This is a genomic window from Streptomyces sp. NPDC102259 (assembly GCF_044766465.1).
GTDB lineage: Bacteria > Actinomycetota > Actinomycetes > Streptomycetales > Streptomycetaceae > Streptomyces.
Genome location: NZ_JBIWMA010000001.1, coordinates 979,189 through 994,409, shown reverse-complemented (window position 1 = coordinate 994,409; position 15,221 = coordinate 979,189). Strand labels below are relative to the sequence as shown.

Genomic DNA, 15,221 nt, shown 5'->3' with positions numbered 1-15,221 from the left:
CGGGCGGGGGCTTCCGTCTGTCGGCTCCGGGCGGCAGCTGTCCGGTACTGGTCTTTACAGGCGAGTGCCGCTGTGAACGTGTAAGTCTCGTCTCACCTGCTCGAAAGCGCCCCCGTGCGCCTCTCCTGCGCGGGTCCCCGGCCGTATTGTCTAAACGGCAAACGCCCCCGGAGGCCCGTGCGGCCCCTCCTCGAAGGAGCCCTCATGACCGCGCCCGTCGTCCACTCGCTGCGCGAACAGATCCGCGAGCACATCGTGGAGGGGATCGTCAGCGGGCGCTGGAAGCCGGGCGAGCGGATCGTGGAGCGCCGGATCGCGACCGAGCTGGAGGTCAGCCAGACCCCGGTGCGGGAGGCGCTGCGCGAGCTGGAGTCGCTGCGGTTGATCGAGTCCGCGCCGAACAAGGGCGTGCGGGTGCGCAACCTCACGGCCGCGGACCTGGAGGAGAGCTACCCCGTCCGGGCCGGGCTGGAGGCGATCGCGGCGGAGCTGGCCGCGCAGCGGCTGGCCGAGGACTGCTCGGCCCTCGAACCGCATGTCGCCGCGCTGTACGAGGCGGACCGCGACGCGGACGGCACCGCCCAGGTGCGGCACACCGTCGGTTTCCACCGGGAGATGGTCCGGGCGGCCGGCAACTCGGTGCTGCTGCACACCTGGGAGGGCCTCGGCATCGAGGTGTTCACGGCGCTGTCGATCCGCTGGCTGGGGACCGTGCAGCAGTCGTACGCGGAGGAGCACGACGAGCTCGTCCAGGCGTTCCGGCGGCGGGACCCGAGGATCGCCGAGCTGGTGAAGGCGCATGTCCTCGGATGTGCTCCCCGGCCGTAGGGCCTGCCCTGGTTCAGTGGAGCGCACACGCGCTCATACGTGGGCTCCGACCTGCGAAAACCCCTGATCGACGCGGCACGGGGTGCCTGTCCGAAAGGCACGCCGTGCCTACTTTCTCGCAATCGAGAGGTTTTGCCCTTCAACCCTTTGATCGATCATCGATCAGGGGGTTACAGTCGCCGACGGGCCACGGACGGAGCCACCCATGGCATCGCGCCGGAGCCCACGCCCTGTCCTGCCAAAGACCAAGGGCACCCCCAGGATCACCCTCACAGGGAACCCCCTTCGACTGAGGAAGGCGGCGACATGACCGACCCCCAGGCCATCCAGCCGAGCGCGCTCGACCAGCTCCCCGACCGGGACCCGGAGGAGACCGCCGAATGGCAGGCCTCCCTGGACGCGGTCGCCAAGGCGGCCGGGCCGCACCGTGCCGCATACCTGATGCGCCGCACGCTGGAGCGTGCCGAGGGCAACGGCATCGCGCTGCCCAAGCTGCTCGAGACGGACTACGTCAACACCATCCCCACCGCCGCCGAGCCGTCCGCGCCCGGTGACGAGGAGATGGAGCGCCGGATCACCGCGTGGAACCGCTGGAACGCGGCCGCGATGGTGACCCGAGGCAGCAAACACGGCGTCGGCGGCCACATCGCCACCTTCGCCTCCGCCGCCTGGCTCTACGAGACCGGCTTCAACCACTTCTTCAAGGGCAAGGAGGCCGACGGCTCGGGCGACCAGCTCTACATCCAGGGCCACGCCTCCCCCGGCATCTACGCCCGCGCCTTCCTCGACGGCCGGCTGACCGAGCAGCACCTCGACAACTTCCGCCAGGAGGCGGGCGGCGAAGGCCTCCCGTCGTACCCGCACCCGCGCCGGCTGCCCTGGCTGTGGGAGTTCCCGACGGTGTCGATGGGCCTCGGCCCGCTCTCCGCCATCTACCAGGCGCGCTTCAACCGCTATCTCACCAACCGCGGCATCAAGGACGTCTCCGCGTCCCACGTGTGGGCGTTCCTCGGTGACGGCGAGATGGACGAGCCCGAGTCGACGGCGGCACTCGCACTCGCCTCCCGCGAAGGTCTCGACAACCTCACCTTCGTCATCAACTGCAACCTCCAGCGCCTCGACGGCCCGGTCCGCGCGAACTTCAAGATCGTGCAGGAGTTGGAGGCCCAGTTCCGCGGCGCGGGCTGGAACGTGGTCAAGTCGCTGTGGGGCTCCGCCTGGGACGAGCTGTTCCAGCTCGACACCACGGGCGCGCTCGTGCGCCGGCTGCGCGAGGTACCGGACGCCCAGGTGCAGACGTACCAGACGCGTGGCGCCGCCTACATCCGCGAGGACTTCTTCGGCAAGGACCCGGCGCTCGTCGAACTGGCGAAGCTGCTGAGCGACGACAAGATCCTCGAGTGTTTCCACCTCTCCCGCGGTGGTCATGAGGCGCGCAAGGTGTTCGCGGCCTACAAGGCGGCCGTGGAGTTCAAGGGCGCCCCGACGGTCATCCTGGCCCAGACGGTCAAGGGCCACACCCTCGGTGAGGGCTTCGCGTCGAAGAACGCCAACCACCAGATGAAGAAGCTCTCGGTGGACGAGTTCAAGACGATGCGCGACCTGCTGGAGCTGCCGATCTCGGACAGCCGGTTCGTCGACGGCGTGGTCCCCTACGGCCACCCGGGCGCCGACTCCCCCGAGGTCCGCTACCTCCAGGAGCGCCGCGCGGCCCTCGGCGGCCCGGCCCCGGCCCGCCGTACGCACGCCCTCGCCCCGCTGCCGGCCCCCGCCGACAAGGCGTTCGCCTCCTTCGACAAGGGCTCCGGCGCCCAGAACATCGCCACCACCATGGCCTTCGTCCGCCTGGTCAAGGACCTGGTCCGCGACAAGGAGACCGGCAAGCGCTGGGTGCCGATCGTCCCCGACGAGGCGCGCACCTTCGGCATGGAGAGCCTGTTCCCGTCGCTCGGGATCTACTCCCCCAAGGGCCAGACGTACGAGCCGGTCGACCGCGACCAGCTGATGTACTACAAGGAGGCCAAGAACGGCCAGATCCTCAACGAGGGGATCACCGAGGCCGGTTCGATGGCCGACTTCATCGCCGCGTCCACCGCGTACTCCACGCACGGTGAGGCGATGATCCCGTTCTACATCTTCTACTCGATGTTCGGCTGGCAGCGCACGGCCGACCAGATGTGGCAGCTCGGCGACCAGCTCGGCCGCGGCTTCCTCGTCGGCGCCACGGCCGGCCGTACGACCCTGACGGGCGAGGGCCTCCAGCATGCCGACGGCCACTCCCCGGTCATCGCCGCGACCAACCCGGCCGCCCTCAGCTACGACCCGGCGTTCGCGTACGAGATCGCGGCGATCGTCAAGGACGGTCTGCGCCGGATGTACGGCGAGGCGGCCCCGGGCGAGGACCAGAACGTCTTCTACTACCTGACGGTCTACAACGAGCCGATGCCGCAGCCGGCCAAGCCGTCCGCCCCCGGTGTCGACGAGGGCATCCTCAAGGGCCTGTACCGCTTCAACACGGCGGAGTCGGCGGGCGTGGAGGTGGCGGCGGCCAACGCCCCCCGCATCCAGCTCCTCGGCTCCGGAACGGCGATCCACTGGGTCCTGAAGGCACAGCGGCTGCTCGCCGAGGAGTGGGGTGTGGCCTCCGACGTGTGGTCCGCGACCTCCTGGACCGAGCTGCGCCGTGACGCGCTGGAGGCCGACGCGGCCCTCCTGCGCGGCGAGGAGCGCCTGCCGTACGTCCGTCAGGCCCTCCAGGGCGCCGAGGGCCCGGTCCTCGCGGTCTCCGACTACATGCGCCAGGTCCCGGACCAGATCGCGCAGTGGGTCGAGCAGGACTGGTCCTCGCTGGGCGCGGACGGCTTCGGCCTCTCCGACACCCGTGAGGCGGCCCGCCGCCACTTCGGCGTCGACGCGCAGTCGATCGTCGTCGCGGCCCTGGCCCAGCTCGCCCGCCGCGGCGAGGTCAAGGCCACCGCGGTGAAGGAAGCGCGCGAGCGTTACGGGCTGTAGGCCCGGGGTTCTCGGTGAAACGGTGAAACGGTGAAACGGTGAAACGGTGAAGGGGCCCGGCGGCTGAAGCTCGCCGGGCCCCTTCGCCGTATCGCCGTATCGTCTTCTTCCCGGTGGGCGCCGACGACCCGGCAAGATGAGCGCATGCGCGCTGCCCGCCTCATCAAAATGGTGCTCCTGCTCCAGTCCCGGCCCACCATGACCGCGTCCGAACTGGCCCGGGAACTGGAGGTGTCGGAGCGGACCGTCACGCGGGACGCGCATGCGCTGTCCGAGGCGGGCGTGCCGGTGTACGCGGAGCGGGGGCGGGCCGGGGGTTACCGGCTCGTCGGGGGATATCGGACGCGGCTCACGGGGCTGGGGCGCGGTGAGGCCGAGGCGCTGTTCCTGAGCGGGGTGCCGGGGGCGCTGCGGGAGATGGGACTCGAGGACATCGCGTCGGCCGCGCGGCTGAAGGTGTCGGCGGCCCTGCTGCCCTCCCTGCGGGACGCCCCGCGTACGGCGGCGCAGCGGTTCCATCTGGACGCGCCCGCCTGGTTCCGGGAGCCGGCGGCGCCGACCCTGCTGCCGGTGATCGCGGAGGCGGTGTGGGACGACCGGTGCCTGCGGGCCCGCTACCGGCGCGGGGAGAGTGAGGTGGTGCGGGAGCTGGAGCCGTACGGGCTCGTGCTCAAGGCGGGGGTCTGGTATCTGTGCGCCCGGGTCGGCGGGGCGGGAGCGGGGACGGGGACAGGAACGGGGACGGGGGCGGGGGCGGGGACAGGAACGGGGACGGGGGCGTTCCGGACCTACCGCATCGACCGGTTCGTCGGGGCCGACGTCCAGGAGGATCGTTTCAGCAGGGACGAGGGCTTCGATCTGCCCGGGTTCTGGGGTGCGCAGGCCGAGCGGTTCGCTCGCTCGATCCTGCGGGCCGAGGTGGTCCTGCGGCTCTCCGCGGCGGGGGTGCGCGACCTGCCGTACGCCGTGGATCCGGTGGCCGCCCGGGACGCGCTGGCGGGTGCCCCGGAGCCGGACGGGACGGGCCGGGTGACGGTCACCCTGCGGGTCGAGTCGGAGGAAGTGGCGCACACGCAGCTCGCGGCGCTGGGGCCGGAGGCCGAGGTGCTCTCCCCGGCCACGCTCCGGGAGCGGTTCGCCGCGGACGCGATACGGCTGACGGAGCTCTACGGGCGTCGGGAAGGGTGAGGATCCCGCCGGAATCCCCGGCACTCCGGGTGCGTGGCGCACTGCGAGGCACGATGCTGGACGCGTGATGGACGAGACGGAGTTCTGGGAGCTGGTCGACGCCTCCCGCGAGGCCGCCGGGGGCGACCCGGAGGAGCAGGCGGATCTGCTCGTGGAGCGGCTGCTCCGGCTGGACCCGGAGTCCGTGCTCGACTTCGCCCGGCACTTCGAGTCCCGCTACAACCGCGCCTACCGCTGGGACCTGTGGGGCGCGGCCTGGCTGCTGCTGGACGGGGCCAGCGACGACGCCTTCGACTTCTTCCGGTGCTGGCTGATCGGACAGGGCCGCGAGGTCTTCGAGGGGGCCCTGCACGGCGACCCGGACTCGCTCGCCGATCTGCTGGACGACTTCGACGAGGAGATCGACGGGGACGCCGAGGAACTCGGCTACGCGGCCGACGAGGCCTACGAGCAGCTCACCGGGACCGTCGCCCCGGACCTGGGCATCCCGCCCGCGCCCGCCGAACCCGAGGGCACGCCGGTCGCCTTCGAGAACGAGGGGGCGCTGGCCGAGCGGTATCCCCGGCTGTGGCAGCGCTTCAAGGAGTGACGCTCCACGGAGTGACCCGCGTCGGCCCTCACACGGCGAGCTTGCGGCGGGTGCTGTCCGTCGGGATGTACGCCTGCGACTGATCGACCCGCACCGCGTGGTGCATCGGCGCCCTGTTGGCCTGCTCCAGGGCGGAGGCGGTGGTCGCGGCCGGGCCCAGGACGACCGCTGCGACGGCGCAGAGCACGGTCCAGGGGCTGCGGGCGGCCCTGCTCCAGCCCGGGCTCTGCTCCGCGGGCCGCGCGTCGGCCGTGGTTCCCGCGTCGGCCGTGGTTCCCGCGTCGGCCGTGATCTCCGTGGACCGGTTACGACTGCTGTTCATGATCCCCACCCCTCCGGTCGGTTTGTGTTGTGCATGACCGTAGAACGCGGGAATGGGAGAACCCTGAACGTCGCCTAAGGCGTTCCTGTGAGAGTTCCGGCTGCCGTTCCGGCGGTGGTTCCGGCGGTGGTTTTGGCGGTGGTTCCGGCGGCTGTTCTGCCCTGGAGGCGGGCCGCCGTCGCGCGGATCTCCGGAAGGCGGGCGGTGAGGGCGGCGCCGGGGCAGCTGGTCATGTAGCCGTCCCGGTGCCCGGCCAGGGCGGGCAGGGTGGCGCTGGTGCCGGAGGCGTACCGGCTGCGGCTGTTGCTGGAGGTGAGCCGGACGTCCGTGCGCGGGTCGACGTCGGACAGCCCGAGTTTCCACGCGGCCAGGGCGGCGATCGAGTCGACCATCGCCTGCGGCACCGGCACCCCGGCGGTGAACGTGCCGAGCGCGGCGATGCCGGCCGTGCGGTGGTTGAAGCCCTGGGTGTGAGCGCCGGTGACGGCCCGGTCGACGCCGCCCGCGCGGCCCTCGTAGATCGTGCCGCAGCGGTCGACGAGGAAGTTGTAGCCGATGTCGTCCCAGTCCCGGGCGCCGGTCTGGCCCGCGTACAGGTAGCGGATGATCCGGGGCGCGTCGGCGCAGGCGTAGCCGTTGGGCGAGTCGGTGTGGTGCACGAAGACGGCGACGACCTTGTCGTCGTAGCGCGGGGGCGGCTGCGCGTGCCGGGCGAGGCCGTCCAGCCAGGCGGCGCGGGGCACGATGGGCGGCCGGAGCGCCGGATGGGCGGTGGCGGGCCGGGCGGCGGGCGGGCGGGCGCCCGACGCGGCCGTGGTCGCGTGGTCGACGCCGCCCGCGCACAGCCCCAGGGCGGCCACCGCGGCGAGCCCGGGCAGGCAGCCCAGGAGCACGAGGAGCGGGCCCGGTATCCGCGCCGGGCGCCGTCCCCGCGTTCCCCGCGCGCCGCGGGCGGCCGGTCGGAGCGCACACATGAACCCACTGTCGACCGGTTCCGGCCCGTCCGCGATGTGTGCTGTGCCACCTGGTGGAACCATCCTCCCGGTCCACGACGTTTTTCGGGGTACACGCACGCGTGGCCGATTCGGACGGTCACACGCGCGTGATCGATGGGTAGCTGATCACTGGGCCCTTCCCGCACGTACTCACCGACCGGGGGTTCCAAAAGAAAGGCGGCCGTGTGGACCTGCTCGACATCCTGCTGGTGCTGGTGATCCTGGCCTACGCCGGATCCGGCTACCGGCGTGGACTGGTGGCCGGCTGTGTCTCGCTCGCCGGGTTCGTGGGCGGCGCGGTGATCGGCGTGTGGGTCCTGCCGTGGCTGATGGACCTGGTGACGCCGGGCACGACGGCGTCGACGGTGACGGCGGTGGTCACGGTCCTCCTCCCCGCGGTGGCCGGGCACGAGCTGGCGGGGCGGCTGGCGCTGCGGTTGCGGCGGGAGCTGGACCGCGGTCCTCTCAGGGTGGCCGACGGGGTCGGCGGGGCGGCGGCGAACGCGGTGGCGGTGCTGATCGTGGCGTGGGTCGCGGCGAGCGTGCTGGGCGCGTCCTCGTCCCCGGTGGTCACGTCGTCCATACGGGACTCCCGGCTGCTGGGGGCCGTGCAGGACGCCATGCCCGACACCACGCCCAACTGGTTCGCGCGGGCCACCTCGGCGCTGACCCAGGCGGGCTTCCCGCAGGTCTTCAACCCGTTCGAGAACGAGTCGACGGCCGAGGTCGCCAAGCCCACCGGCGACAGCGTCACACCGAGCGCGACGGAGGCGGCCAAGCTGAGCACGGTGAAGATCGAGGGCGTCTCGGGCGACCAGGGCCGCGAGGGCAGCGGCTTCGTGTACGCGAGCGAGCATGTGATGACCAACGCGCACGTGGTGGCGGGCATCGACGACCCGACCGTGCGGATCGGCGGCGTGGGCCGGTCGTACGACGCGCGCGTGGTGCTCTTCGACCCGGACAAGGACGTGGCCGTGCTGTACGTGCCGGACCTGAGGGCCCCGGTCCTGAGCTTCGACGACGACGCCTCGCGCGGGGACTCCGCCGTCGTCGCCGGCTATCCGCAGGACGGCGACCTGAACCTCCAGGCGGCGACGGTCGCGAACCGGGTGAAGGCGACCGGCCGGAACATCTACAACGACGAGATCGTCACCCGGGAGATCTACTCGATCCGCTCCACCGTCCGCCCCGGCAACTCCGGCGGCCCGCTGCTGACCACCGCGGGCCGGGTCTACGGCGTCGTCTTCGCCCGCTCCACCTCCGACGACGAGACGGGGTACGTGCTGACGGCGGCCGAGGTGGCCGGCGACGCCGAGCGGGCGGCGAAGGCGACCGAGCCGGTGGACACGGGCAAGCTGGCGACCTCCTGAGCCGTGCGCGGCACCCTACAGCGGGCGCCCCATGAACACGTCGTCCACGTACTCCCCGGCCAGCAGGAACTCCTCCGGCAGGACGCCCTCCACCACGAACCCCTCGGACTCGTAGAGCTTGCGGGCCGGGGTGTTGTGGCCGAGGACGCGCAGGGTGATCCGGCGGGCGCCCTGTCGGCGGGCCTCCTCGAAGGCGGCCCGGATCAGCGCCCGTCCGACGCCCCGGCCGCGCCCCTCGTCGAGGACGGCGAGGCCCTGTATCTGCCGCACGTGTGCGTTGCAGGCGAGCGGGGTGGGCGGGGCGAGGCGGACGTAACCGATGACACGGTCGTCGAGTTCGGCGACCAGATAGTCCTCGGGGACGTGGCGCTCGTCGAAGAAGGGGGCGTACGGCGGCTCCGGCTCGGGCATGACCGCGTGCAGAGGGGACCAGGTCAGACGGTCGACGAGGGCCAGCGACTCGGCGTCGGCGGGCCGTGCGGTGCGGATACGGGGCGCGGAAGGTTCGGGCATGGCCGTCACCCTATGGCGGGGAGCCGACGACCGGACCGGGGTTTTGTCCGGCCACCGGGCAGGATGGCCGCATGGAACGTGAGCGAATCGCGGTGGCCGGTGCGTCCGGCCTGATCGGCAGTGCCCTGGTGCGGTCCCTGACCGCGGACGGACACCAGGTGGTACGGCTCGTGCGCCATGCGCCCCGGGGCGCGGACGAGGTGCGCTGGGATCCCGAACGGGGGCGGGTGGACACGGCCGGGCTCGCCGGGTGCGCCGCCGTGGTCAATCTGGCCGGGGCGGGGGTCGGCGACCGGCGCTGGAGCGACGCGTACAAGAAGCGGATCCACGACAGCCGGGTGCACGGTACGACGGCGCTGGCGAAGGCCGTCGCCTCGCTCGACGAACGGCCGCGGGTCTTCGTGAACGGCAGCGCGATGGGTCTGTACGGCGAGACGGGCGAGCGGGTGGTGGACGAGGACTCACCCGCCGGGAGCGGCTTCCTGCCGGAGCTGTGCGTGGAGTGGGAGGCCGCCGCGGGGCCCGCCCGGGAGGCGGGCGTCCGTACGGTCCTCACCCGGACCGGGCTGGTCGTGGCGCGCGGCGGGGGGGCCTGGGGCAAGCTGTTCCCCCTCTTCACGGCCGGGCTCGGCGGGCGGATGGGCGACGGCCGGCAGTACTGGTCGTACATCGCGCTGCACGACGAGGTGGCGGCGATCCGGCATCTGCTCGACCGGGACGACCTGTCGGGACCGTTCAACCTGACCGCGCCCGAGCCGTTGACGAACCGGGAGATCACCGAGGCGATGGGGCGGGTGTTGCGTCGGCCGACGCTGTTCGCGGTCCCGGCGCCGGTGCTGCGCTCGGTGCTGGGCGAGATGGCGGGGGACGTGCTGGGCAGCGCGCGGGTGGTGCCGAAGCGGCTGCTGGAGTCCGGGTTCACCTTCGCGTTCCCCGGGATCGAGGACGCCATCCGGGCAGCCTGATCCTTCACGTGACCATATGCGACCGCCGTGCGACCGTGCCCTGTCCATGCGCGACTGTTCCTGACCGATCACGGCCCTAACCTCGACCCGAACTCGGGTATCCGGGACGGCTGTTGGGGGCATGACGTCTCCACCGGCCGCGCAACCTCGAGGAGGGGCACGTGCTTGAGCCCGCGTACCAGGCAGACGTCGTCGTAGTGGGAGCCGGTGTCGCCGGACTCTCCGCCGCGCACCGGCTGGCCAGCGCAGGAGTAACGACCGCAGTCCTGGAGGCCGCTCCTTACGTAGGCGGCCGCATGTCGACGGAGAAGGTCGACGGGTTCCGGCTCGACCGCATCGGGCAGCTGCTGTCCACGGCGTATCCGGAACTGGCCCGGACACCGGGGCTGGACGCGCTCGTCCTGCGTCCGTTCGCGCCGGGGGTCCTGCTGCACAGCGACGGGCGCCATCACCGCGCGGGCGCGCAGGCGGGCGCGGGGAGCGCAAGGGGCGCATTGCACGCCGTGCGCGCCCTGGCGAGCGTTCCCCGGTCGGGCGCGCTGCCCAGGCCGCGCGCCGGCGGCTCCCCGGCCGCGCAGCTCCGGCCGGCGCCCCCGCCCAGGGTGCGGGCGGGGGCGCCGCTGGGCACCGCCGTGGACCAGGCCCGGCTGGGCGCCGCGCTCACCCGGCTCGCGGCGACCCCCGCCGAACGGCTGATGCGCCGCCCGGAGTCGCCGGCCGCCCAGGCCCTCGCGGCCCGGGGTCTGCCCGCCCGCACGATCGACGGCTTCCTGCGTCCGCTGCTCGCGGCTCTGCTCTGCGACCCGGACCTCACCACCTCCAGCCGGTGCGCCGACCTCGCGCTGCGCGCCTTCGCGGCCGGCCGGCTGTCGCTGCCGGAGGGCGGGGCCGAGGTGCTGCCCGAGCTGCTCGCCCGGACGCTGCCGCCGGGCACCGTGCACACCGGGGTGCGGGTCACCTCGGTCTCCACGACCTCGGTGACCACCGCCGAACACGGCGAGTTCCGCTGCCGCGCCGTGCTGGTCGCCACCGACGCGCGCACCGCGGCGGAGCTGCTGCCCGGCCTGCGGGTGCCCGACTTCCATCCGGTGACGGTCGTCCACCACACGACGGACGACCCGCCCGCGACCGGCGCGTCGCTGCTCCTCGACGCCGACCGGAGCGGGCCCGTCGCGCACACCGCCGTGGTCAGCCGGGTCGACCCCAGCCGCGCGCCCGCGGGACGCGCGCTGATCTCGTCCACGGTCCTCGGCACACCGCCGCCGGGCGTCGACACCGCCGTACGCATGCATCTGTCCCGGCTGTACGGCACCTCGACCGCGCGCTGGGAGACGCTGGCCGTGCATCACACCGCCGAGGCCGTGCCCGCGATGCGGGCGCCGCACGATCTGCGGCGGGCGGTGCGCTTGCTGGCGGGCCTGTACGTGTGCGGCGACCATCGGGACACCAGCACCGTGCAGGGCGCGCTGCACTCGGCGTACCGGGCCGCGGCGGCGATCGTCTCCGATCTGGGCGCCGCCGGTTCACTGCACGCCGCCGAACCGTTGCCGACGGTCCAGCGGGAGCAGGCAGCGGCCTGAGCGGTGGCCGGCGCCCCCCTCCTGGGGCTCCGCCCCCAGACCCCGGCCTGTGCCACCCACCACCCGTCTCGGTCAGTGGAAAGGCGAACGGCCAGGGGCCGAGGGTCTGGAGGCGGAGCCCCGGGGTGGGGGTCAGCCCAGGGCCGCGACCTTGTCGCGGTAGGTGCGGGCCGGGGCCGCGTCCTTGTACGGCTCCAGCCTGCGTTCGAAGTCCCGGACGTACTCCAGGGCGCGTACGGACCGCATCTCCGCCGCCTGCCCGGCGGCCTCCGCGGCCAGCTGGCAGGCCTGGTCGAGTTCGCCGAGGCCGAGCCGGGCGGAGGCGAGGACGACCCGGCAGAACAGCCGGCTGCGGGCGTGCGCGGCGGGACGCAGCTGGAGGGAGCGTTCGGCGTGCTGGGCCGCCGCCCTGAACTGCTGGAGGTCGCGGTGGCAGTGCCCGAACTCGTCGGCGAGCTGCGCCTCGTCGAAGAAGCGCGCCCAGTGCGGCACCTCGTCGCCGGACTTGGCCGCCTCCAGCGCGCGTTCGGCGCGGACGAGGGCGGCGGTCGAGGCACGCACCTCGCCGAGCACCCCGTGCCCGCGCGCCTCCGCCGCGTGCAGCAGCGCCTGCACGACGGCCGGGGCGCCCGTGCCGACCCCCTGCTGGGCCACCCGCGCGAGCTGCACGGCCTCGCGCCCGTGGCCGAGATAGACGGCCTGGCGGCTCATGGTGACGAGGACGAAGGAGCCGTACGCCCGGTCCCCGGCCGCCTGGGAGAGGCGCAGGGCCTGGACGAAGTAGCGCTGGGCCAGGCCGTGCGCGGCGATGTCGAAGGAGGTCCAGCCCGCGAGGCGGGTCAGGTCGGCGGCCGCGCCGAACAGCCGCCGGCCGGTCTGCTCGCCGTAGGCGCCGCGCAGCATCGGCTCGCACTCGTGCTCCAGGTAGCGCACGAGGGCCTGGCGGGCGTGGCCGCCGCCGTACCGGTCGTCGAGGGTGCGGAAGAGCTCGCCCACCGAGCGGAGCGCGGAGATGTCGCCGCCGGTGACCCGTTGGCCGAGGTTCCGCTCGCTGCCCCCGCCTCGCTGCCGGGGGACGGCAGCCGTACCCGCAGGCACCTGGGCCGGCGCCACCATGGGCGGCGCGGACGCGAGCTGCTGGGACGCGGGGGGCCGGAGCGCGGGACGGCTCTGGACGGGTACCCGGGCGGGCGGCTCGCTGCGGGCGACCTTCTCGTCGGCCCGCCCGATCAGCCAGTCCCGGCTCGGCACGACGAGCCCGGCCGGGGTGAAGGAGATCTTGCGCAGCTCGGCGTGGCTGCCGGAGTCCTTGCGCCAGAGTCCGCCGACGATGTCGATGGCCTCCTCCGGGGTGCCGGCGAACTCCAGGCCCGCGTAGACGGGGGCGCAGGCGTCCAGGCCGAGATCCTGGGCGGTGAGGCGGCGGCCCAGGCGCCGGGTGAAGACCTCGGCGATGAGCGCGGGGGTGGTGCCCCGGGGCTGCTGCCCGCGCAGCCACCGGGTGACGGACGTCTTGTCGTATCTGAGGTCCAGCCCGTGTTCGAGGCCGAGCTGATCGACGCGACGGGCCAGTCCCGCGTTGGAGAAGCCCGCTTCTGCGATGAGCGCGGCGAGCTGACGGTTGGGAGTGCGCTGGGCGGGTCGTTCCGTCATCTGCGGTGCGGTCTCCTGCCTCCCGGGCCTTTGACGTGCCCGGATGAAGTGCCCTGCTGCGGTGAGCAGCCCTTTTGGCCTCGTGAACGGCGCGAATGTAGCGGAGCGTAAGCAGCCGGTCGCACATATCGACGTTCATTCATCCGATCGTGTGAGGATTGACCCCAGGGCTGACGCGGAGCGCGCGGACGTACAGTGGCGTGGGCGCGGTTCGTGCCTTACGACTTTCCAGGGAGGCGCTTGCCGTGAGCGAGCTGCGGTTCGTCCGGATGGGGTTCGGCGGGGACGCTGTCGAGTACCAGGAGGCGTGGGACGAGCAACGCCGCGTGCACGCGGCGCGGTTCACCGACGAGGTACCGGACACCGTGCTGCTCCTGGAGCATCCCCCCGTGTACACGGCGGGCCGGCGCACCGCCGATGACGAGCGCCCCCTGGACGGCACCCCGGTCGTGGACGTGGACCGCGGCGGCAAGATCACCTGGCACGGGCCGGGCCAGCTGGTGGGCTACCCGATCCTCAAGCTGCCGCGGCCGGTGGACGTCGTCGCCCATGTGCGGCGCCTGGAGGACGCCCTGATCCGGGTGTGCGCGGAGTTCGGCCTCGAGACCTCCCGGGTCGAGGGCCGCAGCGGGGTGTGGGTGCTCGGCGATCCGGTGGAGCGGCGCCCTTCGCTCGGCGGCCTGGCGCTGGACTTCGACCCCCGGCTCACCGACGAGGAGTTCGACCCGCGGCTCAACGGCCCGGAGTACGCCCCCTCGAACGCGGGCCAGCGGCGCGAGGACCGCAAGATCGCGGCGATCGGGATCCGGGTCGCCAAGGGCGTCACGATGCACGGTTTCTCGTTCAACGTGAACCCGGACAACAAGTGGTTCGACCGGATCATCCCGTGCGGGATCCGGGACGCGGGGGTCGCCTCGCTGGCGAACGAGCTGGGCCGGGACGTCACGATCGACGAGGTGCTGCCGGTGGTGGAGCGGCATCTGAAGGACGTCCTCGAAACCGCGGAACCGAAGCCGCGGGAGATCGAGAAGGCGACCGCCTGACCGGGAATGGGCCCCTCGGCTCTGAGGTTGGCCTCACAGCAGAACCCGCTAAACACGGGCGTACCCTGGTGTACGCCGAAGAATCGAAAGTCTACGCAGACAGGCAGGGAGCCGACGTGTCCGCAGTCGCACCCGACGGACGCAAGATGCTGCGCCTGGAGGTCCGCAACAGCCAGACCCCCATCGAGCGCAAGCCCGAGTGGATCAAGACCCGGGCGAAAATGGGTCCCGAGTACACCAAGATGCAGAACCTCGTGAAGAGCGAGGGGCTGCACACCGTGTGCCAGGAAGCCGGCTGTCCCAACATCTACGAGTGCTGGGAAGACCGTGAGGCGACCTTCCTGATCGGCGGCGACCAGTGCACGCGGCGCTGCGATTTCTGCCAGATCGACACCGGCAAGCCCGAGGCGCTGGACCGTGACGAGCCGCGGCGCGTCGGCGAGTCCGTCGTCACGATGGACCTGAACTACGCCACCATCACCGGCGTCGCCCGCGACGACCTGGAGGACGGCGGGGCCTGGCTGTACGCCGAGACGGTCCGGCAGATCCACGCGCAGACCGCCGAGCGGGAGGCCGGGCGCACGAAGGTGGAGCTGCTCGCCCCCGACTTCAACGCCGTTCCGGAGCAGCTGGCGGAGGTCTTCTCCTCGCGGCCCGAGGTGTTCGCACACAATGTCGAGACCGTGCCGCGGATCTTCAAGCGGATCCGGCCCGGCTTCCGTTACGAGCGTTCGCTGAACGTCATCACCGCGGCCCGCGACTACGGGCTCGTCACCAAGTCGAACCTGATCCTCGGGATGGGCGAGACCCGCGAGGAGGTCAGTGACGCGCTCCGGCAGCTGCACGAGGCCGGCTGCGAGCTGGTCACCATCACTCAGTACCTGCGGCCCTCCGTGCGGCACCACCCGGTGGAGCGCTGGGTCAAGCCGCACGAGTTCGTGGAGCTGAAGGAGGAGGCCGAGCAGATCGGCTTCTCCGGCGTGATGTCGGGCCCGCTGGTACGGTCCTCCTACCGTGCCGGGCGCCTGTACCGGATGGCCGTCGAGAAGCGTGGTGCGTTCATCGCCTCGCAGGCCGTCTGACGCGACGTCAGTCCTCTTGCGCCGTACGGCCGCAGGCCGAGTGTGTGAATTCACGCACAAGCTGCTACTCGCCAGTAGTGA

13 protein-coding genes are annotated in these 15,221 nt (G+C 72.5%); 9 read left to right on the top strand and 4 right to left on the bottom strand.

Annotated elements, in window-relative coordinates; all coding sequences use genetic code 11:
* Positions 1-204: 204 nt before the first annotated feature.
* The 4 genes from ACIRPU_RS04390 (at position 205) to ACIRPU_RS04375 (ending at position 5,617) form a co-directional block, all read left to right on the top strand.
* Entirely contained in the window at positions 205-828 is a 624-nt protein-coding gene (locus ACIRPU_RS04390) for a GntR family transcriptional regulator (protein WP_355703212.1), read from the top strand.
* Between the two features lie 306 nt (positions 829-1,134).
* Positions 1,135-3,840 (top strand): pyruvate dehydrogenase (acetyl-transferring), homodimeric type, encoded by a 2,706-nt coding sequence (aceE, locus tag ACIRPU_RS04385; RefSeq protein WP_403861446.1) that lies wholly within the window; start codon positions 1,135-1,137, stop codon positions 3,838-3,840.
* A gap of 144 nt (positions 3,841-3,984) precedes the next feature.
* Positions 3,985-5,028, top strand: a complete 1,044-nt coding sequence (locus ACIRPU_RS04380; protein WP_403861443.1) for a helix-turn-helix transcriptional regulator — start codon at positions 3,985-3,987, stop codon at positions 5,026-5,028.
* Positions 5,029-5,095: 67 nt separating this feature from the next.
* The gene (locus ACIRPU_RS04375) at positions 5,096-5,617 is read left to right on the top strand and encodes a DUF4240 domain-containing protein (protein ID WP_355703290.1); all 522 of its coding nucleotides are present in this window, start codon (positions 5,096-5,098) and stop codon (positions 5,615-5,617) included.
* Positions 5,618-5,645: 28 nt separating this feature from the next.
* Here ACIRPU_RS04375 and ACIRPU_RS04370 read toward each other — a convergent pair whose 3' ends face one another.
* Complete coding sequence (locus tag ACIRPU_RS04370) at positions 5,646-5,939, bottom strand: hypothetical protein (RefSeq protein WP_403861624.1); 294 nt, start codon at positions 5,937-5,939, stop codon at positions 5,646-5,648.
* Positions 5,940-6,013: 74 nt separating this feature from the next.
* On the bottom strand, positions 6,014-6,832 hold the full coding sequence (locus tag ACIRPU_RS04365; protein WP_403861618.1) for a peptidoglycan recognition protein: 819 nt from the start codon (positions 6,830-6,832) through the stop codon (positions 6,014-6,016).
* A 287-nt stretch (positions 6,833-7,119) separates the two neighbouring features.
* Here ACIRPU_RS04365 and ACIRPU_RS04360 point away from each other — a divergent pair, with 287 nt between their 5' ends.
* Positions 7,120-8,304, top strand: coding sequence for a MarP family serine protease (locus tag ACIRPU_RS04360; protein ID WP_403861440.1), 1,185 nt, complete (start codon positions 7,120-7,122; stop codon positions 8,302-8,304).
* 15 nt (positions 8,305-8,319) lie between these two features.
* Here ACIRPU_RS04360 and ACIRPU_RS04355 read toward each other — a convergent pair whose 3' ends face one another.
* Positions 8,320-8,817 (bottom strand): GNAT family N-acetyltransferase, encoded by a 498-nt coding sequence (locus ACIRPU_RS04355; RefSeq protein WP_403861437.1) that lies wholly within the window; start codon positions 8,815-8,817, stop codon positions 8,320-8,322.
* A 71-nt stretch (positions 8,818-8,888) separates the two neighbouring features.
* Here ACIRPU_RS04355 and ACIRPU_RS04350 point away from each other — a divergent pair, with 71 nt between their 5' ends.
* Together ACIRPU_RS04350 and ACIRPU_RS04345 are read left to right on the top strand one after the other, a co-directional pair.
* A complete protein-coding gene (locus ACIRPU_RS04350; RefSeq protein WP_384125305.1) occupies positions 8,889-9,782 on the top strand; it encodes a TIGR01777 family oxidoreductase in 894 nt (297 codons plus the stop codon).
* Positions 9,783-9,943: 161 nt separating this feature from the next.
* A complete protein-coding gene (locus tag ACIRPU_RS04345) occupies positions 9,944-11,362 on the top strand; it encodes an NAD(P)/FAD-dependent oxidoreductase (RefSeq protein ID WP_403861434.1) in 1,419 nt (472 codons plus the stop codon).
* A gap of 132 nt (positions 11,363-11,494) precedes the next feature.
* Here the strand turns inward: ACIRPU_RS04345 and ACIRPU_RS04340 are convergent, their stop codons facing one another.
* Positions 11,495-13,015 (bottom strand): regulator, encoded by a 1,521-nt coding sequence (locus tag ACIRPU_RS04340; protein ID WP_403861431.1) that lies wholly within the window; start codon positions 13,013-13,015, stop codon positions 11,495-11,497.
* A gap of 200 nt (positions 13,016-13,215) precedes the next feature.
* On the opposite strand from ACIRPU_RS04340, the gene lipB reads away from it, so the two are divergent.
* Entirely contained in the window at positions 13,216-14,058 is an 843-nt protein-coding gene (lipB, locus tag ACIRPU_RS04335; RefSeq protein WP_403861428.1) for a lipoyl(octanoyl) transferase LipB, read from the top strand.
* Between the two features lie 116 nt (positions 14,059-14,174).
* Positions 14,175-15,140 (top strand): lipoyl synthase, encoded by a 966-nt coding sequence (lipA, locus tag ACIRPU_RS04330; RefSeq protein ID WP_403861425.1) that lies wholly within the window; start codon positions 14,175-14,177, stop codon positions 15,138-15,140.
* Positions 15,141-15,221 lie beyond the last annotated feature (81 nt).